General features: G+C 46.6%; 9 protein-coding genes. 6 read left to right on the top strand and 3 right to left on the bottom strand.

Annotated elements, in window-relative coordinates:
* Positions 1 to 160 precede the first annotated feature (160 nt).
* Entirely contained in the window at positions 161 to 1,519 is a 1,359-nt protein-coding gene (locus tag BQ8014_RS01045; protein ID WP_080902730.1) for an alpha-L-fucosidase, read from the top strand.
* A gap of 9 nt (positions 1,520 to 1,528) precedes the next feature.
* Here the strand turns inward: BQ8014_RS01045 and mutS are convergent, their stop codons facing one another.
* Positions 1,529 to 4,141 carry a DNA mismatch repair protein MutS gene (gene mutS, locus BQ8014_RS01040; RefSeq protein ID WP_080905742.1) on the bottom strand — a complete coding sequence of 871 codons (2,613 nt, stop codon included), beginning with the start codon at positions 4,139 to 4,141 and terminating at the stop codon, positions 1,529 to 1,531.
* Between the two features lie 454 nt (positions 4,142 to 4,595).
* Here mutS and leuS point away from each other — a divergent pair, with 454 nt between their 5' ends.
* From leuS to BQ8014_RS01020, 4 genes are all read left to right on the top strand, one after another.
* On the top strand, positions 4,596 to 7,457 hold the full coding sequence (gene leuS, locus BQ8014_RS01035) for a leucine--tRNA ligase (protein WP_080902729.1): 2,862 nt from the start codon (positions 4,596 to 4,598) through the stop codon (positions 7,455 to 7,457).
* A complete protein-coding gene (locus tag BQ8014_RS01030) occupies positions 7,457 to 8,326 on the top strand; it encodes a YitT family protein (RefSeq protein WP_080902728.1) in 870 nt (289 codons plus the stop codon). Before leuS ends, BQ8014_RS01030 begins: the two co-directional genes overlap by 1 nt.
* A gap of 79 nt (positions 8,327 to 8,405) precedes the next feature.
* Positions 8,406 to 8,990, top strand: coding sequence for a non-canonical purine NTP diphosphatase (locus tag BQ8014_RS01025; RefSeq protein WP_080902727.1), 585 nt, complete (start codon positions 8,406 to 8,408; stop codon positions 8,988 to 8,990).
* Between the two features lies 1 nt (position 8,991).
* Positions 8,992 to 11,298, top strand: a complete 2,307-nt coding sequence (locus tag BQ8014_RS01020) for a type IX secretion system anionic LPS delivery protein PorZ (RefSeq protein WP_160150000.1) — start codon at positions 8,992 to 8,994, stop codon at positions 11,296 to 11,298.
* A gap of 11 nt (positions 11,299 to 11,309) precedes the next feature.
* On the opposite strand, the gene BQ8014_RS01015 is transcribed toward BQ8014_RS01020, so the two are convergent.
* Both BQ8014_RS01015 and BQ8014_RS01010 read right to left on the bottom strand, forming a co-directional pair.
* The gene (locus BQ8014_RS01015) at positions 11,310 to 11,627 is read right to left on the bottom strand and encodes a T9SS type A sorting domain-containing protein (protein WP_080902725.1); all 318 of its coding nucleotides are present in this window, start codon (positions 11,625 to 11,627) and stop codon (positions 11,310 to 11,312) included.
* Positions 11,628 to 11,695: 68 nt separating this feature from the next.
* Positions 11,696 to 12,613, bottom strand: a complete 918-nt coding sequence (locus BQ8014_RS01010) for a ribonuclease Z (RefSeq protein ID WP_080902724.1) — start codon at positions 12,611 to 12,613, stop codon at positions 11,696 to 11,698.
* 163 nt (positions 12,614 to 12,776) lie between these two features.
* Between BQ8014_RS01010 and BQ8014_RS01005 the strand changes: the two genes are divergently transcribed.
* Positions 12,777 to 13,880 carry an acyltransferase family protein gene (locus tag BQ8014_RS01005; RefSeq protein ID WP_080902723.1) on the top strand — a complete coding sequence of 368 codons (1,104 nt, stop codon included), beginning with the start codon at positions 12,777 to 12,779 and terminating at the stop codon, positions 13,878 to 13,880.

Genomic DNA, 13,880 nt, shown 5'->3' with positions numbered 1-13,880 from the left:
TAAAGAAGAATAAAAAATTTATGATTTTAGTAAAGGTCACAATGAATAAATCCAGTATACTGAAATTCATCAACCAGTATACTGGATTTATTATGCTGGATACGATGCGGATAATTATTGAAAATTTATATCTTTGAGATAAAACAGGAACACACTAAAAATGAGAAGAAAAATAAAACTTATGCTGGGGGCATTCTTGTGCCTGAACTGCGTTTTCGCTCAACATCCAAAACTGTCGCTCGATCTGCAAGAGGCGGAATGGTTTAAAGAAGCCAAATTCGGATTGTTTATCCACTGGGGATTATATTCCATCCTCGGAGGAACCTACAACGGCCATACTTTGCCCGACCCTTCCCTGCCTCAGGGTGAAAGCTGGTATGCGGAATGGATCCAGATGCGTCTCGGAATACCTGATAAAGAATACCGGGCATTGGCGCAGCAATTCAACCCGGTGAATTTCGATGCCGACCAATGGATCAAAGAAGCTAAAGAAGACGGAATACGCTATTTTGTCATCACTTCCAAGCACCACGACGGTTTTGCCTTATGGGATTCCCAAGTCTCGGATTTCAACAGCATGCATACCCCGTTCAAGCGGGATATCCTGGCCGAGTTGGTCGCCGCCTGCAAGAAATACGGGATGAAATACGGTTTCTATTACTCCCATTGGCAAGATTGGGAAGATCCGAACGGAGCGCTACCCTACTGGATGCCTAAACGTTCGGATGCGGATTTCGAAAAATATTGGCAAGGCAAAAGCCTTCCACAGGTCAAGGAACTGCTGCAGAAGTTCGATCCCGATCTGCTTTGGTTCGATACATGGGACGAAGAGACACACATCACCGAAAAGCGGCGGGACGAACTGATCGCCCTCGTACGCGCAAACAGCAAAAAATGCCTGATCAACGGACGTATCTCCTTCCTCAATCCAGGAGAGAACATCGATTTCCTGGAGATGCATGACAACCAGTACCCTGACAAGATATTAAGCAAACCCTGGCAAACGCCGGCCACCATGACAAAATCCTGGGCTTGGCACGCCCATGATTTCAATTGGAAATCTTCATGTGAGATGCTGGGCTATCTGGTCAATAATACCTCCAAAGGAGGAAATTACCTTTTGAATATCGGGCCTAAACCGGACGGAAGTTTTCCGGCCGCCGCCATCCGTCGCTTGCGGGAGATGGGAGGTTGGCTATATGCCAATGGAGAGGCAGTCTACGGAGCCAAGCCGGTTCCCCTGGCAGTCGGTGAAGGCATCTTTCTGACGCAAAAGGAGGAAAATGGAAATTCTTATCTGTATATCAGCATAAGCAATCCTTCCGGGAAAATCGATCTTCCCATCGATGCCAAACGGATTGGAAGCTGTGAAGTCCTCGAAACCGGCCAGCCGGTTCCGTACAGGGAAGTAAAGGGAGCGACGCACATCGAATTACCCAAAGAGGTCTTTCCGATCACTTCCCTCATCGTCCTGAAAGCAAAGCTGACAGGTAAAATACCGGAAGGCGGCTCCTTATAATGCCCCCGGTTATTTCCCGGAAATAATCCGTTTGATTTCGCTTAGTTTGTTGAGCGCTTCCAGCGGGGTCAAGTTATTGACATCGATGTTCTTAATCTCATCCCGCACTTGGCTTAACACGGGGTCGTCCAGTTGGAAAAAGCTCAGTTGATACCCCTCCGCATGGGTGGTAATCGCCTTGATCGGCTTGCTGCTGATTCCATTCTGCCGATTTTCCGTCTCCAACTGTTTTAATATTTCGTTGGAACGTTTAACAATGCTCTTGGGCATTCCCGCCATCTTTGCCACGTGGATACCGAAACTGTGTTCGCTACCTCCCTTGACTAATTTGCGGAGGAAGATCACCTTGTTCCCGACCTCCTTCACCGAAACGTTGTAATTCCGGATCCGTTTGAAGGAACGCTCCATTTCGTTCAGTTCGTGATAATGCGTAGCAAACAACGTCTTCGCCGCAGCCGAGAGATGTTCGTGAATATACTCCACAATCGCCCAGGCAATGGAAATTCCGTCGTATGTACTCGTACCGCGCCCCAACTCGTCGAAAAGCACGAGGCTGCGTGGGGAAAGATTGTTAAGGATGTCCGACGCTTCCGTCATCTCGACCATGAAAGTAGACTCGCCCACCGAAATATTGTCCGAGGCCCCTACCCTCGTAAAGACTTTGTCTACCCAGCCGATCCGTGCGCTCTCCGCCGGCACGAAGCAGCCGATTTGCGCCAGGATAGTGATCAGCGCCGTCTGCCGCAAGAGGGCTGACTTACCCGCCATATTCGGGCCCGTGATGATCATGATCTGCTGCCGCTCTTTGTCCAGGTAGACGTCGTTGGCGATATAAGGCTCTCCCGGAGGCAATTGCTTCTCAATCACCGGATGCCGGCCGCCTTTGATGTCGATCACATCCGATTCGTCGACCACCGGCCGGATATAATGGTTCTGCTCGGCTATCTTTGCAAAGGAAAGCAGGCAGTCGATCCGGCCCACCAGATTGGCATCCTGGAGAACCGGCTGTATGTATTCGCCCATGGCAGTTACCAACTCGTTGAATATCCTGCTTTCGAGGGAAAGGATCTTCTCCTCCGCCCCCAAGATCTTCTCCTCGTATTCCTTCAGTTCTTCGGTGATATAGCGTTCGGCGTTGACGAGCGTCTGTTTCCGGATCCATTCGGGTGGTACCTTGTCCTTATGCGCATTCCTCACCTCTATATAATATCCGAAGACATTATTGAAAGCGATTTTCAGGCTTGGAATGCCCGTCCGTTCGCTTTCGCGTTGCTGCACTTTCAGGAGGTAATCCTTCCCCGAATAGGCGATCGTCCGAAGCTCGTCCAGTTCCGCATCGACACCCGGAGCAATCACGCCACCCCGGTTCAACAGCGCCGGCGGATCGGGCTGAATCTCCTTTCCGATCCGTTCGCTCAGGACGACGCAAGGATCCATCTGTTCGCCGATCCGGCGGAGGCTCGGCTCGTCGCTCTGTTCACAAAGTTCCTTTATTGGTTCAATCGCCTGCAAAGCGACTTTCAACTGAACGACCTCGCGCGGAGAGACTCGCCCCACTGCCACTTTCGAAATGATCCGCTCCAAATCCCCTATCTGTCCTAGCTGGATATCCAGAAACTCTTTCGCATCAGGATGGCGGAAAAAGTAATCCACCACATCCTGCCGCGCCTCGATGGGGCGAACTTCCTTTAGCGGGAACAAGATCCAGCGCCGCAACAAACGGGAACCCATTGGGGAGACGGTTTTATCGATTACATTCAGCAGGGCCGTGCCGCCTTCGTTCATAGTGCTCACCAGCTCCAAGCTGCGTACCGTAAACTTATCCAGGCGCACATAGCGCTCCTCTTCAATACGCGACAAGGTCGTGATATGGGAAATATGCGTATGCTGCGTAACATCGAGATAATGAAGGATCGCTCCCGAGGCAATCAACCCCAAGGTGAGATGCTGTACGCCAAAGCCTTTCAGGTTCTGCGTTTCGAACTGCTTCAACAGCCGTTCGTTGGCCGTTTCACTCGTGAAAACCCAGTCGTCGAGTTCGAAGACCAGATAGCGTGTACCGAAACTCTCTTCGAAACGCTTCTTGCTTCCCCGTTGGATCAGTATCTCTTTCGGAGAAAAGTTATTCAACAATTTGTCTATATAATCAACGGAACCTTCGGCGGTCAGAAACTCACCAGTCGAAATATCCAGGAAAGAGACGCCCCCCTGCCCTTTTTCCATATGCACGCAGGACAGAAAGTTATTTTCCTTATGATTGAGAATGTTGTCGTTAATAGAGACACCCGGCGTCACCAGTTCGGTTATTCCCCGCTTCACCAGTTTTTTCGTCATTTTCGGGTCTTCCAGTTGGTCGCAAATAGCCACTCTTTTCCCGGCGCGGACCAATTTGGGTAAATAAGTATCCAGTGCATGATGGGGGAAACCGGCCATTTCGACATATTGCGACACACCGTTTGCCCGGCGTGTCTGTGTAATCCCGAGAATCTCCGCTCCTATCACCGCATCCTCACCGTACATTTCGTAAAAGTCCCCTACCCGGAAGAGCAACAAAGCGTCCGGATGTTGCCTTTTGACATCGAAATATTGTTTCATCAACGGGGTTTCTACTATCTTTCCCACAATCTCTCCATTTAATTTATTCAAGAAAGACAAAGATAATCAAACTAAATTTTTTAGCCCCATCCTACCCTTTTTTGTTTTCCATTACCCCTGTTAAATTACCTATTTTAAGGTACGGAACATCCGGTTAACCCGTTGGATGAATTCAGCCACCCACTCTAATAAAACTCGTTTTAGAGCATTTCAAATCGAAAGAAACCGCCGGAAAGAAACAATATTAAAAACTTTTTTCCGTATATTTTGCGGAGAATATACGATTTATTCTCCGCAAACATTATACGACCAACTCATAATTCGTACTTCGTCCTCCGTCGTCCGTCTTTTGCAATATTCCTTTTGAAATGCTCCGATGGAATAAAGCAGGAAATCCTCTTTTTTTCTTACTTTTGCATTGTTTTTTAGTTAAAGGTAACTACGCTGTAAAACAGCCGCTTTTATTAATTATACAAAATCTATGGAATACGCATTTAAAGAAATCGAGAAGAAATGGCGCGAAAAATGGATTGCCGACGAAGTCTATAAGGTAAAAGAAGACCCTAGCAAGCCGAAGTATTATGTATTGGATATGTTCCCTTACCCTTCGGGAGCCGGACTACATGTGGGCCATCCGCTCGGTTACATCGCTTCTGATATTTATTCCCGCTTCAAACGCTTGCAAGGCTACAATGTATTGCATCCGATGGGCTACGATGCGTATGGACTTCCCGCCGAACAATATGCGATCCAGACCGGACAACATCCGGACGTGACGACCCAAAAGAATATCAACCGCTACCGCGAACAATTGGATAAAATCGGATTTTCTTATGATTGGAGCCGTGAGATCCGTACTTGCGACCCGGAATATTACCATTGGACCCAATGGGCATTCATTCAAATGTTCAATTCCTATTATTGCTTAGACGAACAGCAGGCGCGTCCGATCGACGAGTTGATATACGCTTTCGAACAAGTAGGAGCGGACAAGCTGAACGTGGCTTGCGGAGAAAAACTTCATTTTACGGCGGAAGAATGGAAGGCGAAAAGCGATCAGGAAAAACAGGAAATACTGCTCAATTACCGGATTGCTTACTTAGGCGAAACGATGGTCAACTGGTGCGCACAACTAGGCACCGTACTGGCAAATGACGAGGTAATCAACGGCCTATCCGCCCGGGGAGGCTATCCGGTGGAACAAAAGAAAATGCGCCAATGGTGCCTGCGCGTTTCGGCTTATGCACAGCGATTGCTGGACGGATTGGATACAATTGACTGGACGGACTCGCTGAAAGAGACCCAACGGAACTGGATCGGACGGAGCGAAGGAGCGGAAGTCAGATTCCCGATCGCACCGCGATCTATAAAGGCGGGAGAGGAAACATGCGACGGATTTACCGTCTTCACCACCCGCGCAGATACGATTTTCGGCGTCACCTTTATGGTCTTGGCGCCCGAAAGCGAGCTGGTTCCTTTGCTGACCACTCCTGAACAGCAGGCTGATGTAGACGCCTATCTGGCTGCCACGAAGAAACGGACCGAACGGGAACGAATTGCCGACCGCAGCGTGACGGGGGTATTCAGCGGTTCCTATGCCGTTAATCCTTTGACGAAAGAAGAAATTCCGATCTGGATCAGCGATTATGTACTGGCGGGATACGGAACCGGAGCTATCATGGCGGTTCCGGCCCATGATAGCCGCGACTATGCTTTTGCTAAACATTTCAACCTTCCGATCATCCCGTTGATTGAAGGTTGTGATATCTCCGAAGAGAGTTTTGACGCCAAAGAGGGAAAAATGATGAATTCTCCCCAAAAAGGAAAAGAAATACCCGGAGGATTAGTTCTCAACGGATTAGAGGTCAAAGAGGCCATTGCCGAAACGAAAGCCTATATCCAGGAAAAAGGATTGGGAAGAGTAAAGGTCAACTACCGCCTGCGTGACGCCATCTTCAGTCGCCAGCGCTATTGGGGAGAACCTTTCCCCATTTACTACGATGAAAACGGCCTGCCGCAAACGTTACCGATTGACAAATTGCCTTTAGTACTCCCGGAAGTCGATAAATTCCTCCCGACGGAAAGCGGGGAACCTCCTCTGGGACGCGCCACACGCTGGGGATGGAACCGGGAGAAACAGGAATTAGCTCCGACCGATAAGATTGACCATAAGACCGTTTTCCCATTGGAACTTTGCACGATGCCCGGCTTTGCCGGCTCCTCCGCCTACTATCTGCGCTACATGGATCCGCATAACCATCAGGCATTGGTTTCGCAAAAAGCCGACCAATACTGGAGAAATGTCGACCTATATATCGGTGGAACGGAACATGCTACCGGCCATTTGATATACAGCCGGTTCTGGAATAAATTTTTATATGATATCGGTTTGGTTTGCGAACCGGAGCCGTTCAAGAAACTAATCAATCAGGGAATGATTCAGGGGCGGAGTAATTTTGTCTACCGGATCAATAACACGAATACTTTTGTTTCGTTGAACCTAAAAGACTTATACGACGTCACTCCGTTGCATGTAGATGTCAATATCGTATCCAACGACATACTGGACCTGGAGGCTTTTAAAGCCTGGAGTCCGGAATATAAAAACGCCGAATTTATACTGGAAGACGGTAAATACATCTGCGGATGGGCGGTGGAAAAGATGTCCAAATCCATGTATAATGTAGTCAACCCAGACGATATCGTGGAAAAATTCGGGGCGGATACCCTACGTCTGTACGAAATGTTCTTAGGTCCATTGGAACAATCCAAGCCTTGGGATACGAACGGAATCGACGGGGTGCACCGGTTCCTGAAAAAGTTTATCGCCTTGTTTTACGGAAATACAGATACCCTGCGGGTAACCGACGAAAAAGCGTCACCGGAAGAACTGAAATCATTGCACAAGCTGATCAAAAAGATCACCTCGGATATTGAAAATTTCTCTTTCAATACCTCGATCAGCGCCTTTATGATTTGTGCCAACGAACTAAGCGCCCTGAAGTGCACGAAGCGGGAGATTCTTTCTCCTTTCGTAATCCTTCTGACTCCCTTTGCACCGCACCTTTCCGAAGAATTATGGCATGTATTAGGAAATACGACCACCGTTTGTGACGCCGCATGGCCTGAATTCAAAGAGGAATACCTCGTTGAAAACACGGCGACTTATACGGTATCCTTCAACGGAAAGGCTCGCTTTACGATCCAATTGCCGGCTGACCTGCCGAAGGAAGAGGTGGAAAAAGCGGCGTTGGGCCATGAAAATTCAGCCAAATGGATTGAAGGAAAAATCCCTAAGAAGGTGATTGTCGTTCCTCAGAAAATTGTAAATATAGTACTTTAATGAAATCATTCGCAAGTATCTATCACCCGATTCGGGACTATGTGCTGATACTGGTCGGAACACTGCTTTTCGGCTTTGGTTTCAACGGCTTCATCCTTGCGAACGAAGTGGTTCCCGGCGGCTTGACAGGTATCTGTTCCCTGATCTTTTTCACAACAAAGATTCCGGTTTCCATCTCTTATTTAGTGGTCAATGTCCTCCTGCTTGCCATTGCCTATAAAATCATGGGATTGAGATTTATACTGAATACTATTTTCGGTGTATTCGCCCTCTCTTTCTCCCTTTCGCTCTTTGAATGGCTGCTGGGAGGCAAACCTATTATCGACGACCAGCCTTTTATGTCGATCATTATCGGAGGTTGTATCTGCGGAGGGGGATTGGGGCTCATCTTTTCGGCCAACGGCAGCACGGGCGGTACTGATATTATCGGAATGATCATCAATAAATATAAGAACATCTCGATCGGGAGGGCCTTACTGTTTTGTGATTTGATCATCATCAGTTCTTCCTATCTCATTTTCCAGGATGTAGAGAAAATCGTTTACGGATTCGTTGAAATGGTCGTCAATAATTATATTCTGGATGCCGTGCTGAACGCCAACCGCCAGTCCGTACAATTTCTTATCTTCTCCCAAAAATATGACGAGATCGTAGAACGAATCATCAAAGACTTACATCGGGGATGTACTCTGCTGGACGGAGAAGGGGGATATTCCCAAAAACCGATTAAAGTGATTGTCCTTTTGGCCAAGAAGACCGAATCCATCACGATCTTCCGGATGATCAAAGCCATCGACAGCCATGCCTTTATTTCGCAAAGTAATGTGCATGGCGTTTATGGAGAGGGATTCGACCAGATGAAAACATAAACCTCCCAAAAAACAATTAAAAGCACTTTTGTCCGTTATATATTCGTGACAAAAGTGCTTTTTTTATAAAAACAAAAGGATGAGAACAATCGTTTTTGCGACTAATAATGCCCATAAATTGGAGGAGGCGAAGGCGCTCCTCGGCCAACACGTACAGCTTGCCAGCCTAAAGGATATCCATTGCCTGGAAGAAATTCCGGAAACAGCCGAAACACTGGTAGGAAATGCCCTGCAAAAGGCATATTATGTTAAAAGACATTATGGAAAAGACTGCTTTGCCGACGACACCGGACTGGAGGTCGAGGCATTGGACTATGCACCGGGCGTTTACTCCGCCCGCTACGCCGGCCCCGCCCATGACTCGGAAGCCAATATGCAAAAGTTGCTCCGGGAATTGGAGGGAGAAAGCAATCGGAAGGCCCGCTTTCATACGATAATCGCTTTGTTGTTAGAAGGGCGGGAATACCTCTTCGAGGGGATTATCAATGGACATATAACCGAAAAAAGATGGGGAACCGCCGGCTTTGGTTACGATCCTATCTTTGTCCCCGAGGGATATGACCAAACCTTTGCCGAAATGGGAAACGAATCGAAAAATAAAATCAGCCACCGGGCCCTTGCCATCAGGAAGATGGGTGAATTCTTATCCAAAATATCTGTATAAAATGAAAAGAATCATCTATTTCTTATTATGCTTCACAGGCATCCTGTCCGGCCTTTCCGCCCAGGCGATCGGCGAATGGAGAATGCATTTCGCCTACTATGAAACGACAGCGGTAGCAGAAGCCTCCCAGCAAGTCTTCGCCATTTCCAACGGCAGCCTCTTCAGCTATGGGAAAGAAGACGGCAAAGTAAGTTTCTACTCCAGGCAAACCGGGCTAAACGATACGGAGATCAGTCATATCCGCTATAATACGACAGCGAAGTGCCTTTTAATCGTGTATGCCAACCAGAACATCGATATCATGGGGGAGGAAGGAATAAAGAATGTTCCCGACCTTAAGAACAGTACGTCTATCCCGGACAAAGAGGTCAACTCCATCTATTTTAAAGATAAATTGGCTTACCTTTCCACTCAATTCGGCATTCTGGTTCTCGACCTGTCGAAAGGGGAGGTGGTAGAAACCTATCGCCTAAACAAGCCGACCCGGTCGGTTTGCATGAAAGATAACTTCATCTATGCCGCTACCAGCAGCGGGATCTTCCGGGCGGCTATCGGAGACAACCTGATCGACCCGAATAACTGGAAGCTTTATTCGCTGAATTCTCCCGAATTTTCCGATTCGAACATTGTCCAGATAAGCCTCTATAAAAATGTCCTCTGCTTTTGTGTAGCGGGAAATGGAATTTACTATCAAAACGCAAACGGAGAGATAATAAATATACTGAGAACCAACAATATTCAGAACATGTTGTTGGAAGGAGACCGCCTCTTGGCTTATTCTTCCACTAATTTCTATGTATTATACGACCTGACATCTTTTGAAACCGTGAACGCACAGATCGTAAAAGGTGTTTCTTCTTTCGGAGGAGGAAAATATTGGATTGCCGGCGGAAGCAAGGGGCTAAGCGGTTACCAATACAAAAGCCCCTATCAATACGAAGTATTCCTCTCCGATCTCCAAACAAATAGTCCGAAACGTAATTTAGCAGCTTACATGGCCTTTCAAGACCAGAAACTCTACGTCACCGGTGGCGGACGACGGGGTGTGCCCTATTACAATCCGGGAACGTTAATGACTTACCAAAACGATACTTGGTATAGCTTCGATGAGAACGAAATAAACAGACAAGCCGGTGTCGTATGCTATGATTTCATGTATATCGCCATCGATCCGAAAGATACGGGACATTTCTTTATTTCCTCTTTTGGAGAAGGTCTGCTTGAATTCAAAGAGAACGCTTTCGTTAAATTATATGGTTCAAAAGACGGATTAGAATATTATGAAGGGGGAGACCCTTCGAGTACGGTCCGTGTAGAAGGGCTTGCTTTTGATAAAGAGGGGAACCTTTGGATGACCAATTCCAACAGCCAATTAAACGGAATTAAAATATTAAAAGCGGACGGAACCCTGACAGGGCTTCCTTACTTGGGAAACAACGATATGACGGACAAAATCCTGATTACTTCTGCAGGACATGTCTGGGTTAATATCTTTCGTACCAGTAAAGCACCTGCCGGTTTTTTTGTTTTGAATCCGAACGGAACCGCTGACGATCCTTCCGATGACCAATACAAGAATATCAACGCTTTTATCACTGTAACCAACGAAACTATTTCCGCCAGTGAATTCTATTGCATGGTTGAGGATAAAAATGGGGTGATCTGGATAGGCAGCAATAAGGGCCCTATCCTATGTTCCAACCCGAAGCGCGTCCTCACTACCGATGGATCGGCCTTCTTTTCACGCATCATCCGCATGGGAGATGACGGCCTTCCCTATGCCTTTTTAGACGGGGAAAGCGTTACGACGATTGCCGTCGACGGAGGAAACCGGAAATGGTTGGGAACCAGCAGTTCCGGCGTTTTCCTACTAAGTGCTGACGGAACAGAAACGATCGAGAACTTCACGACCACCAATTCCCCCCTTCCTTCCAATACCATTCAAAGCATTGCAATTAATGACCGTACGGGAGAAGTCTTTTTCGGAACCGACAAAGGCATTGCTTCCTATATGGCGGAAGGAACGGAAGCCAGCAGCAACTATTCGGATGTCTATGCGTATCCCAATCCGGTACGTCCGGACTTTGACGGTCCGGTAACAATCACCGGATTAATGATGGATTCGAATGTGAAAATAACGGACATCAACGGCAATCTGATCTATCAGACTAAATCCGTAGGGGGGCAAGCCACCTGGAATTGCCGCAATGGCAAGGGCGAACGTGTCTCTACCGGTATCTATCTTGTCCTCGCTGCCACTCCGGAAGGAAATGAAGGAGTCGTCAGCAAGATCCTGGTCGTAAAATAAGAAGGAAGTATTTAGCGAATGGCTATTTTCCGAACGGTTTCGCCGATACGGATAATATAATATCCCTTGGCAATATTAAGAAGATATTCGCCGGAAGGTTGTTTGATTTCAATTTCCTTTACCTTTACACCGACTACGCTATAAATCTGAAGTTTGCTGCCTATCGGCGCATTATTGATAATAATCCGGTTATCTGCCACTATGATCTCAATCGAATCGGTAGACTGGATGGTAAGGCTATGCGTCGTCGCTACCGATTTCTGCGCTTGCATCAAAACCGGGAAAGATAAGAATCCGCATATACAAATAAGTAGAAATTTTTTTACCATATATTCCACTCCTAATATGCTACAAACATACAAAATAATCTCCAGAATATAGCTTTTTACCTATTTTTTTATCGTAGGGAGATCATCATCCCTTCTTCCGCCAGGATGGTTCCGGGAAAGACCGAGTCGGCTTCCTGTTGCAAAAGGGCGGTATCTTCATAGCGGGCCGAATAATGGCCGATAACCAATTGTTTGGCCCCGGCTTTCTGGGCTATCTTTGCGGCCTGCCGGGCCGTGGAATGATAGGTTTGGTTTGCACGGGGAAGATCCGCCTCTACAAAAGTAGCCTCATGATACAGCAAATCCACCTCCTTTATAATCGGAACGATTTCCGGCTGGTAGGCCGTATCGGAACAATAAGCATAACGTTTGGGTGGATCCGCCGGGCGGGTTAATCGTTCATTAGGGATGACTTCCCCTTCCGGCGTAACATAATCAGCGCCTTGCTTGATGTATTGAAGTTCTTTGATAGGTATTTTGTAGAAATCGATCATCTCACTGATCAAATGCGGCTCCGAAGGCTTTTCAACAAAAAGATATCCACTGGTAGCGATGCGATGCTTCAATGGAATGCTGTAAACGGAAACCGAACGATCTTCCATCACCAGTTGATGTTTGGTTGTATCCACCCAATTGAAGCAGACCTGATAGGGTAGGCGGTTGCAGGTAGTTTGCAAGACTGGCCGCAGATAATCCTCCACTTCTTTCGGACCGTGGATCATCAACTCACCCGTACGCCCAAGCATACCTAAGGTAGAGATCAAACCGGGTAATCCATAGCAATGATCCCCGTGAATATGCGAAATAAAAATGTGACTGATCTTGCTGAATTTGATATGCATCCTGCGCATTTGCAATTGCGTACCTTCTCCACAATCGATCATATAGATTTTCTCTCTCAAATCGATAATTTGGGAGGTAGGTAAATGACGGGTGGTAGGCAGGGCCGATCCACAACCAATTATTTTTATTTCAAAATTTGCCACAAGGAAGCTTTTTTCAAGATTTGCATAGCAAATATACTAAAATAATATGAAATCGTTTTCATACGATCCAATCTCTTTTAACATCAATCATTATTCTATGAAAAACAGAATCAATATATTTGTAACAATGATTCTCATATATGTTTCATTCTAATATAAAATTATGGCAACTCAAGGAAGACTGCTCTCTCTCGATGTGATGAGAGGCATTACAATCGCCGGTATGATCATGGTTAATAATCCGGGCTCCTGGCAATATGTCTATACCCCTCTCCGCCACATGCCTTGGGACGGATTGACGCCCACCGACCTGGTTTTTCCTTTCTTCATGTTTATCATGGGAGTTTCCATGTTTCTATCCCTTAAGAAATATGATTTTAAACTTTCAAGAGAAAGTGTCCGGAAAATACTTAAAAGAACGGCATTGATTTTTCTTGTCGGATTTGGCCTCAACTTATTCGGCCATCTCTGCCGGAACGGTTTTACCGGTTTTGAAAACCTGCGTATTCTAGGGGTAATGCAACGGCTTGCGCTAGCTTATGGCTTCGGATCGCTTATCGGACTGTCCATCAATCATAAATATCTTTTACATGTCGCCGGAGGTATTTTGCTTTTTTACGCCGTCCTACTGACTGCAACGGACAGCCTCACCTTAAGCGAAAGCAACCTCATTGCCGTAATAGACCGGGCTATCCTGGGGGAAACGCATATGTACCACGATACGTTGGCGGACGGGACGCGAATCGCTTTCGATCCGGAAGGATTGCTGAGTTGTATCGGCAGCATAGGCCACGTACTCCTCGGATTTTATGCAGGACGCATCATCCTGATGAGTAAAAAAGATAACGAACGGATTATCCGTCAATTATTCATTTACGGAACGATCCTTCTCTTTGCCGGACTCTTATTGAATTATGCCTGTCCTATCAATAAAAAAATATGGAGCAGTACTTTTGCTTTGACTACCTGCGGATTTGCATCCCAATTTTTGGCATTGCTCATCTGGATCATCGACATCAATAAAAAGCGGAAATGGTCGCTTTTCTTCGAATCGTTCGGTATCAATCCTCTATATCTCTATGTGCAGGGATCTATGCTCTCTACTGTCTTCAGCCTTATCGGCGTAACACGATTCATGACAGACAATCTCTTTTTTCCGTTATTCGGTAATTACGGAGGTTCATTGGCCTGGGCTATTTTCTTCGTCACGATTAACTGGATTCCGGGATATTTCCTCTACAAAAAACAAATTTATATTAAGATATAA

It is taken from the genome of Parabacteroides sp. Marseille-P3160, from assembly GCF_900162725.1.
Lineage (GTDB): Bacteria > Bacteroidota > Bacteroidia > Bacteroidales > Tannerellaceae > Marseille-P3160.
The sequence above is the reverse complement of the archived record's forward strand: the minus strand, read 5'-3'. Positions and strand labels throughout refer to the sequence as shown.